This is a genomic window from Bradyrhizobium sp. USDA 4452 (genome assembly GCF_054063575.1).
In genome coordinates this window covers 8466061-8481900 of sequence record NZ_JBSSGK010000001.1, presented here as the reverse complement: position 1 = coordinate 8481900, position 15840 = coordinate 8466061, and the positions used below count along the sequence as shown (strand labels likewise).

General features: G+C 62.9%; 23 protein-coding genes and 1 tRNA gene. 1 reads left to right on the top strand and 23 read right to left on the bottom strand.

Annotated elements, in window-relative coordinates; all coding sequences use genetic code 11:
• Window positions 1–18 precede the first annotated feature (18 nt).
• The 13 genes from ACVISU_RS40275 to ACVISU_RS40215 all read right to left on the bottom strand — a co-directional run bounded on the left by ACVISU_RS40275 (window position 19) and on the right by ACVISU_RS40215 (window position 11163).
• Complete coding sequence (locus tag ACVISU_RS40275) at window positions 19–885, bottom strand: tail fiber domain-containing protein (protein ID WP_456710640.1); 867 nt, start codon at window positions 883–885, stop codon at window positions 19–21.
• Entirely contained in the window at window positions 885–1286 is a 402-nt protein-coding gene (locus ACVISU_RS40270; RefSeq protein ID WP_456710639.1) for a hypothetical protein, read from the bottom strand. The genes ACVISU_RS40275 and ACVISU_RS40270 overlap by 1 nt, the downstream gene beginning before the upstream one ends.
• Window positions 1279–1587: a hypothetical protein gene (locus ACVISU_RS40265; RefSeq protein ID WP_456710638.1), complete on the bottom strand. Its 309-nt coding sequence runs from the start codon at window positions 1585–1587 to the stop codon at window positions 1279–1281. The genes ACVISU_RS40270 and ACVISU_RS40265 overlap by 8 nt, the downstream gene beginning before the upstream one ends.
• Complete coding sequence (locus ACVISU_RS40260) at window positions 1584–3065, bottom strand: hypothetical protein (protein WP_456710637.1); 1482 nt, start codon at window positions 3063–3065, stop codon at window positions 1584–1586. The genes ACVISU_RS40265 and ACVISU_RS40260 overlap by 4 nt, the downstream gene beginning before the upstream one ends.
• On the bottom strand, window positions 3065–3694 hold the full coding sequence (locus ACVISU_RS40255; RefSeq protein ID WP_456710636.1) for a phage adaptor protein: 630 nt from the start codon (window positions 3692–3694) through the stop codon (window positions 3065–3067). The genes ACVISU_RS40260 and ACVISU_RS40255 overlap by 1 nt, the downstream gene beginning before the upstream one ends.
• Before the next feature lie 96 nt (window positions 3695–3790).
• Complete coding sequence (locus ACVISU_RS40250) at window positions 3791–4216, bottom strand: hypothetical protein (protein ID WP_456710635.1); 426 nt, start codon at window positions 4214–4216, stop codon at window positions 3791–3793.
• 60 nt (window positions 4217–4276) lie between these two features.
• Complete coding sequence (locus ACVISU_RS40245; protein WP_456710634.1) at window positions 4277–4681, bottom strand: hypothetical protein; 405 nt, start codon at window positions 4679–4681, stop codon at window positions 4277–4279.
• A 98-nt stretch (window positions 4682–4779) separates the two neighbouring features.
• Window positions 4780–5847 (bottom strand): N4-gp56 family major capsid protein, encoded by a 1068-nt coding sequence (locus tag ACVISU_RS40240; RefSeq protein ID WP_456710633.1) that lies wholly within the window; start codon window positions 5845–5847, stop codon window positions 4780–4782.
• Between the two features lie 172 nt (window positions 5848–6019).
• Window positions 6020–7009 carry a hypothetical protein gene (locus tag ACVISU_RS40235; RefSeq protein WP_456710632.1) on the bottom strand — a complete coding sequence of 330 codons (990 nt, stop codon included), beginning with the start codon at window positions 7007–7009 and terminating at the stop codon, window positions 6020–6022.
• 77 nt (window positions 7010–7086) lie between these two features.
• Window positions 7087–7743 (bottom strand): hypothetical protein, encoded by a 657-nt coding sequence (locus ACVISU_RS40230; protein ID WP_456710631.1) that lies wholly within the window; start codon window positions 7741–7743, stop codon window positions 7087–7089.
• A gap of 10 nt (window positions 7744–7753) precedes the next feature.
• Window positions 7754–8548 carry a hypothetical protein gene (locus ACVISU_RS40225; RefSeq protein WP_456710630.1) on the bottom strand — a complete coding sequence of 265 codons (795 nt, stop codon included), beginning with the start codon at window positions 8546–8548 and terminating at the stop codon, window positions 7754–7756.
• Window positions 8548–8967, bottom strand: a complete 420-nt coding sequence (locus ACVISU_RS40220) for a hypothetical protein (RefSeq protein ID WP_456710629.1) — start codon at window positions 8965–8967, stop codon at window positions 8548–8550. Before ACVISU_RS40220 ends, ACVISU_RS40225 begins: the two co-directional genes overlap by 1 nt.
• Window positions 8968–11163, bottom strand: a complete 2196-nt coding sequence (locus ACVISU_RS40215; RefSeq protein WP_456710628.1) for a portal protein — start codon at window positions 11161–11163, stop codon at window positions 8968–8970.
• Window positions 11164–11251: 88 nt separating this feature from the next.
• Here ACVISU_RS40215 and ACVISU_RS40210 point away from each other — a divergent pair.
• Window positions 11252–11345, top strand: a tRNA-OTHER gene (locus ACVISU_RS40210).
• A gap of 9 nt (window positions 11346–11354) precedes the next feature.
• Here the strand turns inward: ACVISU_RS40210 and ACVISU_RS40205 are convergent.
• The 10 genes from ACVISU_RS40205 to ACVISU_RS40160 all read right to left on the bottom strand — a co-directional run bounded on the left by ACVISU_RS40205 (window position 11355) and on the right by ACVISU_RS40160 (window position 15812).
• The gene (locus ACVISU_RS40205; protein WP_456710627.1) at window positions 11355–12677 is read right to left on the bottom strand and encodes a PBSX family phage terminase large subunit; all 1323 of its coding nucleotides are present in this window, start codon (window positions 12675–12677) and stop codon (window positions 11355–11357) included.
• 32 nt (window positions 12678–12709) lie between these two features.
• Window positions 12710–13177 carry a hypothetical protein gene (locus ACVISU_RS40200; protein WP_456710626.1) on the bottom strand — a complete coding sequence of 156 codons (468 nt, stop codon included), beginning with the start codon at window positions 13175–13177 and terminating at the stop codon, window positions 12710–12712.
• A gap of 5 nt (window positions 13178–13182) precedes the next feature.
• Complete coding sequence (locus tag ACVISU_RS40195) at window positions 13183–13320, bottom strand: hypothetical protein (protein ID WP_456710625.1); 138 nt, start codon at window positions 13318–13320, stop codon at window positions 13183–13185.
• Window positions 13317–13529: a hypothetical protein gene (locus tag ACVISU_RS40190; RefSeq protein WP_456710624.1), complete on the bottom strand. Its 213-nt coding sequence runs from the start codon at window positions 13527–13529 to the stop codon at window positions 13317–13319. Before ACVISU_RS40190 ends, ACVISU_RS40195 begins: the two co-directional genes overlap by 4 nt.
• Window positions 13529–14002, bottom strand: coding sequence for a hypothetical protein (locus ACVISU_RS40185; RefSeq protein WP_456710623.1), 474 nt, complete (start codon window positions 14000–14002; stop codon window positions 13529–13531). The genes ACVISU_RS40190 and ACVISU_RS40185 overlap by 1 nt, the downstream gene beginning before the upstream one ends.
• Window positions 14003–14044: 42 nt before the next feature.
• The gene (locus ACVISU_RS40180; RefSeq protein ID WP_456710622.1) at window positions 14045–14383 is read right to left on the bottom strand and encodes a hypothetical protein; all 339 of its coding nucleotides are present in this window, start codon (window positions 14381–14383) and stop codon (window positions 14045–14047) included.
• Window positions 14380–14550, bottom strand: coding sequence for a hypothetical protein (locus ACVISU_RS40175; protein ID WP_456710621.1), 171 nt, complete (start codon window positions 14548–14550; stop codon window positions 14380–14382). The genes ACVISU_RS40180 and ACVISU_RS40175 overlap by 4 nt, the downstream gene beginning before the upstream one ends.
• Window positions 14547–14804 carry a hypothetical protein gene (locus ACVISU_RS40170; protein WP_456710620.1) on the bottom strand — a complete coding sequence of 86 codons (258 nt, stop codon included), beginning with the start codon at window positions 14802–14804 and terminating at the stop codon, window positions 14547–14549. The genes ACVISU_RS40175 and ACVISU_RS40170 overlap by 4 nt, the downstream gene beginning before the upstream one ends.
• Before the next feature lie 100 nt (window positions 14805–14904).
• Window positions 14905–15492: a putative metallopeptidase gene (locus tag ACVISU_RS40165; protein ID WP_456710619.1), complete on the bottom strand. Its 588-nt coding sequence runs from the start codon at window positions 15490–15492 to the stop codon at window positions 14905–14907.
• 23 nt (window positions 15493–15515) lie between these two features.
• Window positions 15516–15812 carry a DUF5681 domain-containing protein gene (locus ACVISU_RS40160; RefSeq protein WP_456710618.1) on the bottom strand — a complete coding sequence of 99 codons (297 nt, stop codon included), beginning with the start codon at window positions 15810–15812 and terminating at the stop codon, window positions 15516–15518.
• Window positions 15813–15840 lie beyond the last annotated feature (28 nt).

Here is a 15840-nt window from a genome sequence, read left to right as displayed (position 1 = left end):
GAGAAGCCCAGCCATCCCTTAACCCCCGAAACTGATATTGCCCTTCGGCCAAAGCGAGCCGATGCCGCTCGCGATCGTGGCGAACTGCTGCGCGCCCGACATCTGGTTTTCCGTGTTCGACGTGCCGTTTTGCGTGCCGAACTGCGCGGCGACAGGCGAAATCGCCCCGAGCAAGGTGGTGAGTTGCGACGCGGGAATTCCGAACCGCTGCGCTTCCGCCGCAAGGGTCGCGTTCGCGCCCCAATTCTGGCTATCGAGCGCCGTTCCGGCCGTGCCTACACCATTGGTGAAGTTCTGGTTTGCCGTCGCGTTGTTCGCATTCAGAATGCCGTAGGTCGTGTTCCCGGCACCGTAGAGCGTATTCGCAGCATTGAGCGCGTTGGTCGTGTCCGTGTTGTACTGCTGCGCGATGACCGGCGCGACGCCAGAGGCGATGCCGCGGCCGAGCGCCTGCGCATTGCCCGGCGAGCCGTCGCGACCCGCCGCGGCCCATGCGCCGTTGGTCGAATTGGTGACATCCGTCGTAATCTGATCGAGCTGGGCTTTCAGAGCGGGATTGTTGCCGATGTTCGCACCGCTGGCAGTCTGCCCGAGGATGCCGTTTTTCAGGTCGGACAGGTTCGACAGGATCGCGCCGTCATTGTTCGTTGCGCCGCCGCCGTTGAGCAGACCGAGCGTCCCGGACGTCATCGGCGAGGCAAACGGGTTGTTGTTCGCGTTCGCCTCGATGGTGCTAAGCGCGCCGGTTTGGGCTGGCGTGGCGCTCCCGGCAGAGCCCGCAAGATTGGTAAGGCCGCCCAGGAGACCTTTCAGCGCGCCCGACGCCGGATCATAGGGCGACAGCGACTGCGTTTGCGTGGTGCTGCTCTTTGACGTGCCGCCCATCAGAGCGCCCTTTCCATGACGATGTTCGAGACGTGGTAGTTTTTCAGGACACGCGCCCAGCCGACGCGGCCCATGAGGCGCATGCGCTTCGCGCCTTCCGCCCTCGCCCAATCCTCGATCTGCTCGAGCAGCGGCACCCAGCGGTCCCGGTTTTCGCCGCCGAGCGCGGTAATCAGGCAGACCAAATGCCGATCGGTGCGCATCAAGAGCGTGATCGCGGCGGCTTCGATCTTTTCGCCATCGCAGGCGAGCCACAAAAGCCCGTCACCCTCGAGGACGTCGCGGAAAATATCCGCCGTGTGGCTGAGATCGGTGCGCAGCACCGCGCGCCCAAGCATAGCCTCGACGCGCGGCCAGATTTCACGGACGCGCTGCGGCGGGACGCAGATCAGATCAGCCAAGGCAGACATAGAAAAAGGTTCGGTCCGTTTGAGCGTTGTTGGCGTGGGTGATCGTGAAAGACTGCTTCCCGACAGTCCCCACGAACGTTCCCGACAATGCCGCCGCGGCGTTAGCAGTTCGTGGGAAGAGGAAAACCGCACTTCCCGGCCCGCAATTGATCGCCGAGACCACCGTGGACGTTGCGCCGCTGGCGAGCGTCACCGAGCCCGTTGCGTTGGACCGCCCGTTCGCCAATTGCTGGAGCGAGATCGCGTATTTCGATAGGTCGCGCTCGTTGGTATCCGGGAGAAAAACCGTCATCGCTTGCCCTTCGCGGCCAGGTCGACCGGCTCAACCCCGTTGATGAAATTCCAGACCGTGCCGGCGGGGATCCGGCAGCGGAAACGGCTGTAACGGGTGTCAACCAGCATGTTGCAAATGCCGGTCACTGCATTGACCAGCCGCTCAACGCCGGCCTGCACCGTCGCTTGCAGGTTTTCGCGGCGCGAGGCCGAGCCGTAGACCGCCGGCGCATCAGAGACCGGCCGGAAGCCGATCTTGAGCTTGACCCGGCGCCCATCGGTCCCCTGTTCGGAGGTCTCAAGCGTCGCCTCGAGGTTCGGACCGCGGAAGAACGACGCCTTGTGATCGGTCGAGAACGCCGCCAGCTCCGGAACGATGACCGTCGACAGGCTGTCAAAGGACTGGACGATTGCGTCCAGGTTCGACCCGATCAGCGTGTCCACAGCCTCAAGGGTGATGCCGGGCTGCGCCATCTTGAACAGGAACTCACCCGAGATTTGCAGCGGCGTGAACCGATCCAACACCTGGTCGTAGCAAAGCGCCTTGTCGAACTGGTTCACGCTGCCATTGACCGACTTGTAAGCCCAGATGACGCGCGAGCTGCGCGGATCGGCGAAGCCTTGGAAGAGCTGCGGGTTGGTCGCGTCGAGATCGGTTGAAAACGTGCGGTCGACGCGCTCGCGGCCGATCGGCACCGGCACCCCGCCAGGGTCGATCCGATGGAAGCCCTTCAACGAGTAAAAGAAGATGCTCGAGCCCGAACGCACAAGGCTACCCGGCCCATAGATGCCGAGACCTTCCGCGATCTTCTGGATTTGAAACACGCGGGGATCGCCCGGCAGGTAGATCATGCGCCGGATGATGTTGTCTTGCAGGATGACGCCGGTTTCGCCGCCGGCGATGCCGCGGCAAAAGCCACCGTCCGCGAGATCCTGGTAATCGGCCGAGTTGATGCCGGGCGTCCAAGAATTCGCGCCGTTCACGTCGTTGAGGCCCGACCACTGCACGCGATTTGGATTGGTGAGCAGGCCGCCGAGCACCACAAACCGGCCCACGACGTCGATATAGCGTGCCTGCGGCGGATTGCCGGCGAGGTTCGCGAAGGCCGTCGAACTCGAAATATCGAAAAACTGCGGCGCGACGTTCGCTTGAACCGCAATCACCAGGTTGTTGAACTGGACAAACTGCCAATTGTCGTTCGCCGAGATCGCGGCATACGGACCGCCGGCGAGCGACACCTTGGAAAACGCATACGTGGTGTTGTCCATCAACCAGAGATCGGACGCCGTGGCGGCGAACACGACCACGGAACCGTCAGTCTTGTAGGCCGCGAAGGCACCCCGGCATTGCGCGCCAAGCGACTGCGAGAGCGCCGTGAGGCTTGGAAACGGCCCGTAGCCGTCGCCGCGCGGCACCACGTTGAGCACGTTGCGGCCGGTCTGCGCCTCATAGTCGCTGAGATCGGGCTTGTACTCTCCAAAGGGCACCAACGGCATCAGAAATTCGTCCCGTGGATCTTGCCCGTCGACATGCGCGCCGAGGTCTCATAGTCGAGCTTGCCCTTGTAAGCCGGGATTTGGAGCTGCATGCGCTGCATCCCGTCCGTGTCCTCGATTACGTTCGTGTAAAGCAGCAGCTTCGCATGCGCGCGGATGAGCTGTTCCGCGTCGTTCGTCCATGCGTTGCTGTCAGTGTCAGCGGCGAGCGCCGCCAGGCGGTAATGCATGTGCGGCCGCAGGGTGTAGACGGCCGCCGGGATCGGCCAGAGCATGATTTGGCCGTCAATGTAGGTGAACACGTTGGAGCGACCCGGCCCGGTGTTGTTGCCCTGCAACCACTCGAATTCGTCCGGCTCGATCCGATCGAGATCGAATGTCGACACCGTGTCGCGCAAGAACAGGTGATCAATCCGGATGATGTTCGGAATTTGCGGAAGGTCCGAGCCGGTATAGGCAACCTGCCCGGCTACGGTCGGGAACGTCAGCGATCGCGTGTAGTTGAAATAAAAGCGGTCACGCTCGTAATTTTTGATTGCGTCGCCGATTGCGTCCTTGATTTGGCTTCCCAGATCGTCGCGGCTCAGATCGCCCGCGATCCTGGTTTGGAGGTCCAAATAGCTCGCCATAGTCCACCGCCGGCCGCTGGTAAGGGATCGAAACCGGCGCCGGCGGCTTTTCGAGAGCCGCCGCGCCGTAGTGCATCAGGAAAAGCGCGGCATCCATCACGAATAGACCGTGTATGCCTCGCTCCCCTTCGTCGCGTTCGTGATCCGGATTTGCACCGTCTTGGACGTGCCGAACGGGATGGTACGCGAGCCGCCGCCCTGGTTGGCATCGAACGAGCCACCCGAGCCGAGCCCGATCGTGATCGCGCCGGACACGTTCGCCCCGTTCGTGATGAGGCAATACAGCGTGTCACCGACGCGCGCCCCGCCCTGTCCGGGGATAGCAGCGACAAGCGCCGCAGCGGTCGGAAACGTTGCGGTAACGCCGCCGGTGCCGTCGTGAACGATGGTGCCGCCGAGCAGATCGGACGGCGTATAGGTCTGGTTGCCGGCGTAGCTGGCCGCGGGCGGCATATTGTAGATGACGGGATTGCCGACCTTTTGGGCCATGTCGCGGCCGGTATCGTCAACGCCAGTTGTCATTTAGCTTCCCCAAGATTGGCGGATTGAAAGAGAGGGCGCCCGAAGGCGCCCCCTTGCGGATCACTGGCCGGCGTTGAGGTCGTTATCCACGACGTACTCGACCACGACATAGGCCGCACCCGCGGTCGGCGCGCCGACAAAGGCAACCGCGGCCTGTACCTGCGTATCCGCAGCGAGCGGAGCCAGCGCGGCGCCCGAGAGCGTGCCAGCGGCAAGGCCGGTCGCGGTCTTGACGTCGGCGCCGTTGACAAGTTCGGTACCGGTGCCGCCAACGAAACCGACGCTCAGAGCCGCCGAGGTCGCGGAATTCCATGCCGTGGTTTTGTAGACGTTCGCGCGGAGCGGAATGGCCCCCGCCGGGAGCCACTGTTTCAGCGCGGCAACGCCGGAAGCGGCATCACCGAAATTGAACTTGAAGCGCAGATAGTGAACGAGCTGGAGCGCATTCTTGCGAGCGGTAGACATGAATTCTCCCTTTCGGAGCTTTGAGGGTGACCCGCGGAGCGCTGTGGCTTCCGCGGGCCTTGTCCTCATGGGGTTACGGGATCAGTTCGGCGCCCGGCTTAGTGCTGGACGGCGTAGGTGGTGAACGGGATCACCGCGAAGTCGGCGGCGTTGTAAACGCTCTTCTTGATGCCCCACACGGTCTGAGCCGAAACGCCAAGCTCGCGCTCGTAGTCGAACAGCTCTTCCACCCACTTGAAGTGGGAGCCCTTCGCGAACTCCTTGCCGAAGCCGACCGCCGCCGCCTGCGCACCGCAGAACACGCCGCGCCGGGTGTTGGGCTGGTACGCGCCGGCGTTCGAAATGCCCTGCGGCAAGCGGTTCCACTTGTGCAGAATGCAGTCGTTGTACTCGCCGAGCGCGCCGGTATAGATCGGCGAATTCGAGCCAGCACCGCCGGCGAGCGCGGCCTTCTGGATGTCGAGCCACTGGCCGGCCGAGGTCGAAGTGCGCATGTCCGTCACCTGGTAGTCGTGAAGGAAAGCGAGGTACTTCTTCCGGCCGCCGATCTTGATGGGACGGATCAGCGGCGACATGGTGCCGGCGCGCTCGACCAGGGCATCGATGATGCTCAGACTGAACGTCTTGGTGTTGTCGCCGTTGATGGTCGCGTCATCGGTCGCGCCGCCGGGGCGATAAAGGTTGGTCGGCGCGGTGATCACGTTGTTGCCGGTATAGCGGGGATCGACCACCAGCGTATTGCCGGCAAGCTGGTTCGCCATGCAGGTGTCAAAGCGGTTCGAGAACCAGTCCGTGAGACCGTCCTTGCCCTCGTCCCGCAGATTGAACGGAACGCGCTGCGCGTCGATCGTGTTCTTGTTCTTGACGCGCACGGCATGGGCGAGCTCGTTGATCACCAACGCATCGTTGTAGGTGGTCAGGTTCTCTTCGTTGCCCTGGAGGGTCTGGCCTTCGGTGGTGCCATCGCCGGTGAGCTGGACGCGCAGACCGATGGTCACCTTGTCGCCGGCGTTCTGGTCGAACTCCGTCTTGACCTGGATCATGTTGTTGGCGCCCTCGCCCATGAACTGACCGAAATAGGTCTGTTTCAGAGCTTCGACGTTGAGCTTTTTCGCCCACAGCTTGTTGGAAAGGGCGTTGTTAACGCCGTAGGAAGTGACAGACATTCGCTCGCCTCAAAAAAGGGGTTGATCTCGGTGTTGGGGGTTGACCGCAATTCGCCGCGATCGAGCGCAACACCGAGATTTCCCGCCTTCGGTGGAGGCGTGGCGCGATGACGGGCGCCAGCCGAAAACGGAATTGAGGCGTCCGCGGGCCTTACTCACTCAAGGGCGGCGATCAGCCGCCGAACAGTCGCCGAGCCTTGGCCGGGTTCTTTGCAGTCCAGGCCTCGAACTCATCCGCCGGCATTGCAATCAGAGCTTCCGCGGTCATGTCCGCGTCGCCTGCGTTGCCGCCGGTGTTGGACAGGCTCTTATTGGCCGCCTGCCCTCGCTCGATTGCGTCGAGCTTTTCCGCGCCCTTGCCCTTGGATGGATCGGCCGCGGCCTTCGCATACCCGCGCTGTTTCGCAAGCGCATAGATCATTTCCGCCGGGCTCTTGCCGCGCTCGAATGCCATCTGAGCGATAGCGGTTTCGTCCGCGATAAGCGCCTGATGCAGAGCTTCCGGAGTGTCGTAACCGATCGCCTGCAACTCGGATGCACGCGACTGTAGGAGGAAGTCATAAGCGGTTCGATAATCCGGGTTCGATTTCTGAAACGTTTCCGCGTCGTTGCGGTAACGGTTCACGAACTCGGTTTGAGCCGTTGCGGTTTCCTTCGCCTGCTTTTCGGCCGCGGCCTGGTCATCGAGCCGCTTTTGCATCTGGGCGACGGTCTCGCCGACGTGCTTCACAGCGCCGAAAATGTCCTCTTCCGGCGACGGCGGCGCGGCCGGCTGTTGGGTGCCCGGGTCGGTGCCGGCGAGCTTGAGGCGTTCGATAATCGAAAACTTGCCCGTGAATTCCGCAATCTGCCGCTGCGCATCCGCGAGCTGCCGCGCGAGATCCTTGCGGGCGTTCTTTTCCTCGAGGAACGTTGCCAGCGGAATATGCTGGTTGCCCTTACCCTCGCCGCCCTGGTCGTTGCCCGCGGTGCCGGACTTGTCCGAACCAGCATCGCCGGCAGCTCCAGAACCAGCGCCCTCAGCGCTTCCGCCGGTGTGGCCGCCGCCAGCTTCATCACTCGGAATTTCCTTCTCGCCGCCGCTGGTGAAAAACGCCTCTTCGTCCGCCGTCATGGTCGGACCACCGCCGCCGGCGCCGCCTTCGATCCCTTCAAAGTTCATGTTGTCGCTTTCTGGCGGTACTGCCGCCGCAGGAAACACGGGAAACGCCGTGCGCGCGGATCAAGCGTTAACCGCGCCTAGCAAGCGAGAAGTAACAAGGCCTCTTCGTCCCGACGTTTTTTCTGTGCAGCCACGGCCGCCATTTGGGCCGCCATGCGTTCGCGGGCGATTGCCTGCACATCTGGGGCCGGCGCCGGCGGCTCGACCAGCGGCCTCCCGATCGGCTGGAAACGGGGCCGAGATCGGCGGTCGATCGGCACACCGGGATTGCGCGTGATCCGCTGGAGCTGGCGCACCCGCTCCAATTCCTCGAGGTAATGGCCGATGCCACCCTGTTGGACGTCGTAGTCATAGCCGGTCCGGATCAGCGGCGCGTCATTTCCCGTCCACAGGAACGCGCCGGGGTCGGCATCCTCAACCACGGGCTCATTTGCCGCGTTGCCCGTCAGCGTGAAGGCGCCAGGCGCCGCGCCGAATGCCGTTGCGAAGGTCGCGGCTTTCAGCGAGAGCGCGAACGCCCCGGGCGCCGCGGTTTCAGTGATCTTGCCGCCGGCGGCGACACCGGCCAGCGCATAGCCGCCGACCGTCACCGCCTCAGTTAGCTTGAACGTGATAACAACGCCGGCGAGCGCGAAGCTGCCCGCCGCCGCCGGAAGGCTGATGTTGACCGGGCCGGCCTGCCTGACTTGCCCGAGGGCGAGACGCCCTACCGCGTCGAAGCCGAGAAGGGACATGCTTTATCCCTTAGAGAAGTGTGCCCATGAACCACGTCCAGGTGGGATTACCCTTGAACGTAACCGTTCCGGACGTCGTGTTCACCTGACAGAAAAGCTCGTAATAGTCGGTGCCGTTGGCACTATCCGTCATACTGATCGATCCAACGCCATCGTTGGCCAAGCCCGTGTCTATGAAACCGCCTCTGAACGCGGCGCCATTCTTGTAGATAACGGCCGTGATTGGCGTTCCTACCGGCCACGTTCCCGTCACCCAGACCGACGCATCGATGAGAACGATGCCTGCTGGCGGCGTCCACCTGTTATTGGTGACGGCATCAAACGTGTTGTCGACGTCGTAGAGCTTGGTGCCGAACGTGACCTTGGTGTAGACTCCTGATGCAACACCAGTTTGATCGGTGCTGTTCTTGTGGGCTGAAAATGCCCCTACTGAAATGTTGGACCGCGCCTTAGCCTTCTGCGGCGCCGTTAGCGACATTGCGCTATTGAACAGAAGCAAATCCTCGCCGAGCGCCACCACAGCGACTTGCGGCGCGGCCGAGAAGCTGATTTTCGCCGTGCTGCCAGCCGAGTTGAAAAGCACCGTGGTTCGGGAGAGCACGCCGGTAGCGGTGTTGTAGGCACCGAAACCAACCTCCCATTGCGACAGGTCCGCGCTTTCGGCCCGGTAGCTGTAGACCGCACCGTTGACGGCACCCGCAGCCGCCGGGCTTTGATAGCCCGTGACCGCGCTCGAATAGGTCCAATCCGTGGTGCCGCCAGCGGTCGGATTGAAACGACAGACGTCGAGGAATGAGCTTGCCATTAGGTGAGCGTGAACACGCCGTTAGTGGTGTCGAGCTGGACGGTGAAGCTATTGCCGTTGGTCAAGTTGACCTCGGCGCCGTAGTCCCACCATCCGATCAGGTTTCCGCCGGCCGGCGTCGAGTTGTAGAGGACGGCATAGCGGAATTGAGCGATGCTGCCGCCGGCCGCCGTGAACAGGACCGGCTGCAAAATGAGCTTCCAAACGCCGGTCGCCTGCGTCCAGGACGTGAATGACGCCGCGCCGCCGCCGGCGGTGTAGCCGTTGCCTGCGGCGATTTCCGTCAGGTTCGCTTTCACGGTGTTGGTTGCCACCGGCGCCACGTCGGTAAGCAGGATCTTGAGCGCGTCCGCGGTCAGATTGTGGACCTTGTTGCCAAGGTCACCCATGAAAACGTTGAACTTGTTGAAAGCGGCCATTTAGTTGGTCCCTACGGGTGCGATGCCGACGATTTCGCCGGTCTGCGGATCGCGGATCAGCTTTTTCGGGGTGTTGAGCGCGGTCGCGAGCGTGTTCATGTCGCGCCGCATTTCCTGCATGAAGGCCATGACGAGCGCGGCGACGTCGCCGCCACCACCGCCAGGCACAGGCGCCCCGTCCGGCCCGGTCGCCGGGGGCGCCGTGAGCGCCTTCAACATGGCGTCGTGCTGCGCCTTCTCGCGATCGAGCGCGATCGAGGCATCCGTTTCCGCGCGCATGTTCTGGATTTTGGCGTCAGATGCGGCCTTGTCGTTGGCGATCTTGGCTTGCGCCTTGTCGTTCTCGAGCTTCAAATCGGCGTCGCGCTTCTGTTGCTCCGGATCGGGCTGGTTTTGGGACTGCTGGATGCTGTCCGAGATCGCCTTTTGCGCCGACGTCGGCAGCGGCGAATACTTGAGCAGCGCGAGCCAGGTTGCCGGCGGCAGCATCTTGCCGATGACCGGCAAGAGCTGCTGCAACATCGCCCAAGTGGCCTCTTTCTGGTTCGCCGACGTCGGGCTTTCGTCCACGATCACGTCATATTGCGTGCTGTTGGTGAAAACCTGCTGGCGGATCAGCGGGACGTACTGCGCGTTTTCCTCGCCCTCGATCTTGATGAGGCGGCCGTCCGAAAGGTAATGCTCGATCAGGTAGAGCATTAGCCGGCCTTGCTGCTTTCGGTACCGGCGCAAGCTGTCGAACAGCGGTTGGAGGATGGTCAGCGCCGATTGCTTGCGCTGTAGATCCAGGCTCGCCGCCTGCCCGGCCGCGCTCTGCATGCCGAGAATTTCGACGTTGACGCCCGAAACGTCACGGAGCGACGTAACGGCGTATTGCATCAGCTCGAACGACGATTGCGGGAATTGCGACGTCGGTTTCTGGACGAACTTCGGGCTCGCGCCGAGCGCGCCAGGCTTGAGGAACGTCACCGTGTCCTGTTTCGCCCAGGATGCTTGCCCGTCGTCGTCGTTGTCGAAGAACTGCCCGCGCTCGACCGCAACACCACCCTTCGCGGTCGTGTTCATGATGTGCATGGTCTGCGACATCCACTTATTCGACCAGCGCGCCGGGTCTTTCATGGCGCGGACGAGGCCAAAGAAGGTGTTTTTGTTCCGGTCCCGCTTGCCGGTCATGCACTGGAACGAGAAATGGCCCTCGCAGGGTGCGTCGCCGATCTCGAGCAGCACCGAGCCCAAATAGGCCTGCCGGTACACCTTGCGCGTCGATTTGGTGAACCGCAGCTTGCCGCCGGCGAGCTTGGCCTTTGCGCTCAGATCCTCGAATTCGTCCTTGTCGAGCGTCAGGATTTTTTCGCCGGCCGGGTCGGTCGGATCAAGGACCAGATAAACCGGCACGCGCTCCCACCACTGCGCGCGGACCATCGTCACGCCGTCGTCGCTGTCCTCGCCCTCTCCGGTCTGCGGCTTGTCGTAAAACCGATTGTCGTTTTCGTGCGGCTTGCCCTCGTCGGCGGCGCCGACGTCATCAATCCAGGAGGCGTTGTAATCGCTGTCCTCGAACGGCCGATCGGGATCGCCCGGGCACAGCGCCTTGGCCTCATCGAGCGGCACGCCGCGGCGGATGTGGAAAACCCGTCGCATGTCCCGCAGGTTTCGCTTGGAAGCGCCGCTATCCCAGACCATTTCCAGCGGGTCGCGCCGCTCAATCTTGGGGTCGCCTTCCGGATTGTCCTCGTAGTCCAGAAGGGTTTCGGTCCAGCCCATGCCGCAAACAACCATGTCGCGGAAGGCGTCGCTTTCCTCGTCCTCGGCGTCGCACTGTTGCCGGAACCACTTTGCCGCGGCCGTCAGCAGCTCGTTGACTTGAACATCGCCCTCGGAGCGCGGCAGGAATTGAACCTCCTGCCGGTTGCCGACCTCTTGGCCCGACACGCTGTCGACCACAGGCCCGACACGGTTGAAAATCACAATCGGGCGCTTGGCGTCCTCGAGAATGGCCTTGTCATCGGCCGTAAGCTGCTCGCCGGCCTCAAAATCGAAATCCTCGCGGGCCGCGGCGCGCCAGGCCGTTTGGCCCTTGCTGTTGAAGTCGCGCTTGCACAACTTCTGGAGCTTCTGGAAAATCTGGTCGGCATCGGTCGGCGCCTCGCGCTCGCCCTCTTCGCCCTGCCCGTAGCCGCCCGCGTCGTTCAGCATCAAAAATCATCCGATCGGTGAAGCTTGGTGCTACCACCGGGCCGGAAATGATTTTTCAGACCGCCGAAGCGTGCTATATTCGGCGCGCTCGAACGTAGCTCAGCTGGATAGAGCGCGGGTTACCCGGTGCAAGCTAAAGGCACCGAAACGCGAGGCCGCCGGTTCAAGTCCGGCCGTTCGAGCGGCTTTCCTCAGACGCTTTGCCAGGAGCCGCCGCCCGAGCTGGCGCGCCGCCCGTAGCGCTCCCGCGGCGGCGGTGCACCGGCCGGCTGGTCATAGTGAATGCACATCAGGCCGAAGGCATCGGCACAATGCGAACTCCAGTCGTGATCCGGCCCGAGACCGATTTCGCGGTCATCGTTGGATTTTTTCTCATGATACCAGCCGAGCGCGTCGCGCCCGTCGCCGGTCGTTTCCTCGTTGAAGAATATCCGCGGGAAAAGCCGCCGGCCTGTCTCGATGCGCGCCGAGGCCGCGCCCTGCCCCTGGTTTGGGATCACCAGCACGTCAAAGCCGGCCTCCCGGATCGCGCTTTCATAGGACGTCGCGAAAACCTTGTCCCCGTGCGCGCCGTCATGGGGCAGGATCACCCAGGCCTTATCCCACTTCCGATCGCGCATCCATTGCAGGTGAACCGATAGCTCCTGCCCTTGCGCCTCGTAGTAGTCCAGGACGTTGATTTTCTGCCCGACGAATTGGGCAATCCAGATCGCAACCGCGTCTGCGCGCGCGCCGGTACCGCCGATGTCGAAATAGGCTCGAACCTGCATGAGCGGATCGCGCGGAACGAACGTGATCCGGTTTTGGGCTTTGCACTCGATCAGGCCCTTTGAGTAATAGGCGCCCTTGACGAAGGTCCGGAAAGCGCCGTTCCACACCCACTCATATTCCTCCGACCTGTTTTTCAGGTCATCGAGCCGCGTCTTGTTGAGGATCGCCGGGAAGAACGGATTGTCCTGCCAGTTCAGCTCAATGATTTTCGCACCTTCCGGCGGGTTCAACCGGAAACGCTTGTGCGTCGCGCTCTTCTTGCTGGCGGGGTTCCAGGTGACCCAGATTTCCGCGTTCTCTTCGCGAACGGTCGGGATCGTGATCGACCAGGCGTCATCGCTAACCGTCTCGGCCTCATCGACCCACAGCAGCAGAATGCGCGCTTTCGACTTGATGCTGTCGAGGTTGTGCCGCAATCCGGCAAAGACGTAGGTGATCCGCTTACATTTCGTCCGAATGTATGTGTCGCCGACGTCGAAGAAGGCTTTCAGGAACGGCTCGGACGCGATCGCCGCCTTGACCTCAGCGAACGAGCTGTCAGCCAACGAATTCATGAACTCGCGGCCACACAGGATGATGCCCTCGCGGCCTTCCTGCGCCCACATCATCGCCCGCACGGCCGTCATCTTGGCAAACGAGCGCGTCTTGGCCGACCCGCGGCCCCCGTAGGCGCCGCGATACATTGCCTCCCCGAGAAATACCGGGACGAGCTTAGGAGGCAGGAGGATCTGTGCCGCGGTCATGCGAAACGTTATGAAACGCTAGAGGAAACGTTTCACGAGTCCCGCTGCTTTTGCAGCCAACGGTCAGAATTGCGCCGGCGCAGATCGGACCGGCTCCAACTGGCAGCGATGTTGACCCCCGCAGGCGTCAGAGACGCATAGCCGTGCTGATGCCAGGCCAAGCCCGCGCGAACGAGTTCGCCGCGCCCATTCTTAGACGCAACGTTCCCGTCCCAAGTCGGCCCAGATACGTACAATTGCCCGAGAACTTCCACGGCCGCGCTTGAAAGCGCGCTGGGATTGGAGAGAGCCGGCCAATGCTTCGCCTCGAGGCTTTCGGCGGTTTCAACGCCGAGCCAGAGGCGAAGGCGCTCCCACATGGTCAACCAGTGCAGGCGACCGTCCCGAGCGCAGAGCAGCGGGCCGTCAATGTGCTTCGGGTTGATGTGGGGCTTGCTGCCCCGCTGAAATCCAATGCCGTGCTCGTTGTAGGCGTAGCCGTCGCGCGACGCGATGTGCATTGGTCTCAGCCCTCCACACAGGCCAGCGCGGCGAGCCCGAGCAGCAGGCCGGCCCAGCCGTGATCGGTGACGAAGGCGAGCCCGGCGCCGACCGCGAAAGCGAAGGCAACGACGTTCGGGCTGATGTTCGAATAGGAATTCATGGGATCTCCGGGTTTGAGGGGTTGGCAGGTTCGGCCGGCGCCGTGACGACGCCGACAATGCAGGAATGGCAGATGTGACCGGCGTTCCAGACGCCATCAAAGGCGGTTTCGATCTCAATCGAGACCTTGCCGACCGTGCGCTTGATCCGGCCGAGATCGGCCCACGTCATCTCGCGATCGCAGACGTCGCAGAAATACTTGGTAGCCATCACGCACCCTCCAGGAAGGCCATGCGGCGTTCGCGGATCGCTTCCCGCGCGCCAGGCGCCGGCAATGGCGACGGTTGCGGCGAAGCGACAGGCAGCGCCGCCGGCGGCGGCTCGCGGCCTTCCATCATGGCGCGGAGCTTGGCCTTGTCCGATCGCGTGAGAGACCAGCCGCCGGCGCCCCATTCGGTGTGAACCGCGATGCCGACCTTTTCGAGCGCGGCCCGCACCTTCACCATCTGCACGTCAATCAGCTTCATTTCCGGCTTGTCGCACTCAGGCCGGGCGCCAAACAGGACGGTGAACATTGCCTCACGGCCGGCAACGGCGCGCCGAAGCATGAACCCGACCATTTCGCATTGCTGCGGGGTGGCATCGAGCACCGTCAACAGCCGCGAAACGTCGTCGTTGCCGACGCCTAGCAGCGCCTCAAGCTCTTGTACGCGGTCCTGCAACTGTTGTTCGGTTTGGCTCATCTATTCCCCGTGTCTCCCCTTGTGTCGCCGGAAACTGCCGGCTCAGAAGTAATTGCCGGCCTTGCGCATTTCGGCGCGAGCGGCCGCTATCTCTTCGGCGCTCCAATTCTCACCAGCGACCGGCGCTCCGATGCAGTCGCGACGGCCGCAATAGCGAAACATGCCCGCAGACCCGCAGGTTTCGCACTTCGCCGGCGCGGTCGAGTTGTCCCCGGAGATCGGCGGCGCGAGCTGCCCCTTGATGAAGTCCAGCGCCTCGCCGATCGTGGTTGAGGCGAACAGCGGTCCTTGCGGGCACATCTGAGGGTTTCGGTCGTAGGCCTCAGCGACCACGAAGCCGCCGGACGGCATTTTCTCGATACGAAGTGCGATGTAGGTCATGCTTCCCCCTGAAACGTTGCGATGCCCTGCGCGATCGAGATCCGCGACGCGGTGTTGCGCACGTCGCGAAAGCCGAGATCCGAGAGAAACCAGAACCAATCGGCCTGCACCGGCCGGCGCCGATCCACGATGCAAGGCGGTTCGATGAAACGCGGCAGGAAAGTCATGCAGTCTCCTTTGCGGGTTTGTTGGTGCCGAACATGGCATCCAGGAATTCAGCGCGCTTTGCGTCACGCATCGCGGGCCGCTCGTCGTTGCCGTTGATTTCCGCGATGAAGTGGCGGAAGGCATCCGACCAGGTGCCCCACCGCGTCGGGCGCAGCTCGCCATTGACGAACACACCATAAAATTCGCTGTCGACGTGCACGGGCGACGTCGAGACCCTGACAAGGGCAACACCGTGGAGCGGTTCGCGCGTCATCCGACCATCCAGTGAAAGAGCAGGATTGCCGACACGATCGCGCCCAGGGCGATCAGATAAGCCCAGATCAGGCACCCGCCGGCATGAGGCCCAACGTCCATCAATTCCCCCTCAGACAGTTGCCACAAGCAAAGCTCACATCCGCGCCGGCGATCGTTGGCCCCTCCGCGGCAGCGTCGATCATCGCCCGCACGCCGGCGGCATCAGCGCCATAGCGGCGAACAACGCCGATGAATTCCTCGATGTCGTGCCCGCGCATGCAGTAGGACGGCCCGTTCCGCGTGAACTTCGGAACGCCGAATTCGTCCTTTTCCTGCCCGCAATGGGAAAGCTCATGCTCGACCAGCGCGCAAAACGTCGCGTCGTTCGCCTGGTCCGCATAGGGGGCGAACAGCGTCACCAGGAAATCCGGGATCGCGCCGAACCAATCGGTTAGCTGCTGCTCGAGCTTGCCCTTGGCCCACTTGTCCGAGCCGCCTGCGCCGCAGAGCTGCGCTTGCCCAACGATCGCCCGTCCGTGCTTCCCGTTCGGTACCGACGTCCAAAGAACGCCGATCCGCGCGCCCTGCAAATGGGCATGCTCCGGGTTTTCGAGCGGCGAGCCCTCATCAATGAAGGTTTCGAAGATCCAGCGTTCAACGTCAGGCGCCGGCACGAAAGCCGGGCCATCACTGATGACGTCGAGCAAATGCGCTGGAGCCCGAGGCCGCGTCATTCAGTCACCGCCGGGAAAGCCGCCGCGACCAATTCAATCCGCGTCACGGTCTCAAACGGCCCGTCCTCGCCGTTCTCAATGGCAACGGTCGGCTTCCCGTCGAGCCGATCGGCAATGAAGGACGCCGCGGCCAGGTCGCCCGCTTCCGCGCGCTTGATGACCTTCCGGGCAATCGCTCGCAGCGCCTTGCTGTCCTCGCCAGCGTCGGCAAGCTCCATGCGCAGCGCATCGGCGAAGGGCTTTTCCTTCTTCCGTCCGCCGGGGTTGCCGCTTTTGCCTTTCTCGAAAGCCATTGTTCTCAACCGTTAACGATTTGTTGCG

Bases quoted from the DNA above. Each gene is read 5' to 3' on its own strand.
- ACVISU_RS40200 (WP_456710626.1), bottom strand. From the start codon at position 13,177: ATGCACATCGCGTCGCGCGACGGCTACGCCTACAACGAGCACGGCATT.
- ACVISU_RS40195 (WP_456710625.1), bottom strand. From the start codon at position 13,320: ATGAATTCCTATTCGAACATCAGCCCGAACGTCGTTGCCTTCGCTTTC.
- ACVISU_RS40205 (WP_456710627.1), bottom strand. From the start codon at position 12,677: ATGACCGCGGCACAGATCCTCCTGCCTCCTAAGCTCGTCCCGGTATTT.
- ACVISU_RS40255 (WP_456710636.1), bottom strand. From the start codon at position 3,694: ATGGCGAGCTATTTGGACCTCCAAACCAGGATCGCGGGCGATCTGAGC.
- ACVISU_RS40240 (WP_456710633.1), bottom strand. From the start codon at position 5,847: ATGTCTGTCACTTCCTACGGCGTTAACAACGCCCTTTCCAACAAGCTG.
- ACVISU_RS40180 (WP_456710622.1), bottom strand. From the start codon at position 14,383: ATGACCTACATCGCACTTCGTATCGAGAAAATGCCGTCCGGCGGCTTC.
- ACVISU_RS40260 (WP_456710637.1), bottom strand. From the start codon at position 3,065: ATGCCGTTGGTGCCCTTTGGAGAGTACAAGCCCGATCTCAGCGACTAT.
- ACVISU_RS40185 (WP_456710623.1), bottom strand. From the start codon at position 14,002: ATGAGCCAAACCGAACAACAGTTGCAGGACCGCGTACAAGAGCTTGAG.
- ACVISU_RS40230 (WP_456710631.1), bottom strand. From the start codon at position 7,743: ATGTCCCTTCTCGGCTTCGACGCGGTAGGGCGTCTCGCCCTCGGGCAA.
- ACVISU_RS40225 (WP_456710630.1), bottom strand. From the start codon at position 8,548: ATGGCAAGCTCATTCCTCGACGTCTGTCGTTTCAATCCGACCGCTGGC.
- ACVISU_RS40235 (WP_456710632.1), bottom strand. From the start codon at position 7,009: ATGAACTTTGAAGGGATCGAAGGCGGCGCCGGCGGCGGTGGTCCGACC.
- ACVISU_RS40215 (WP_456710628.1), bottom strand. From the start codon at position 11,163: ATGCTGAACGACGCGGGCGGCTACGGGCAGGGCGAAGAGGGCGAGCGC.
- ACVISU_RS40160 (WP_456710618.1), bottom strand. From the start codon at position 15,812: ATGGCTTTCGAGAAAGGCAAAAGCGGCAACCCCGGCGGACGGAAGAAG.
- ACVISU_RS40220 (WP_456710629.1), bottom strand. From the start codon at position 8,967: ATGGCCGCTTTCAACAAGTTCAACGTTTTCATGGGTGACCTTGGCAAC.
- ACVISU_RS40170 (WP_456710620.1), bottom strand. From the start codon at position 14,804: ATGACGCGCGAACCGCTCCACGGTGTTGCCCTTGTCAGGGTCTCGACG.
- ACVISU_RS40190 (WP_456710624.1), bottom strand. From the start codon at position 13,529: ATGGCTACCAAGTATTTCTGCGACGTCTGCGATCGCGAGATGACGTGG.
- ACVISU_RS40265 (WP_456710638.1), bottom strand. From the start codon at position 1,587: ATGACGGTTTTTCTCCCGGATACCAACGAGCGCGACCTATCGAAATAC.
- ACVISU_RS40245 (WP_456710634.1), bottom strand. From the start codon at position 4,681: ATGTCTACCGCTCGCAAGAATGCGCTCCAGCTCGTTCACTATCTGCGC.
- ACVISU_RS40250 (WP_456710635.1), bottom strand. From the start codon at position 4,216: ATGACAACTGGCGTTGACGATACCGGCCGCGACATGGCCCAAAAGGTC.
- ACVISU_RS40275 (WP_456710640.1), bottom strand. From the start codon at position 885: ATGGGCGGCACGTCAAAGAGCAGCACCACGCAAACGCAGTCGCTGTCG.
- ACVISU_RS40175 (WP_456710621.1), bottom strand. From the start codon at position 14,550: ATGACTTTCCTGCCGCGTTTCATCGAACCGCCTTGCATCGTGGATCGG.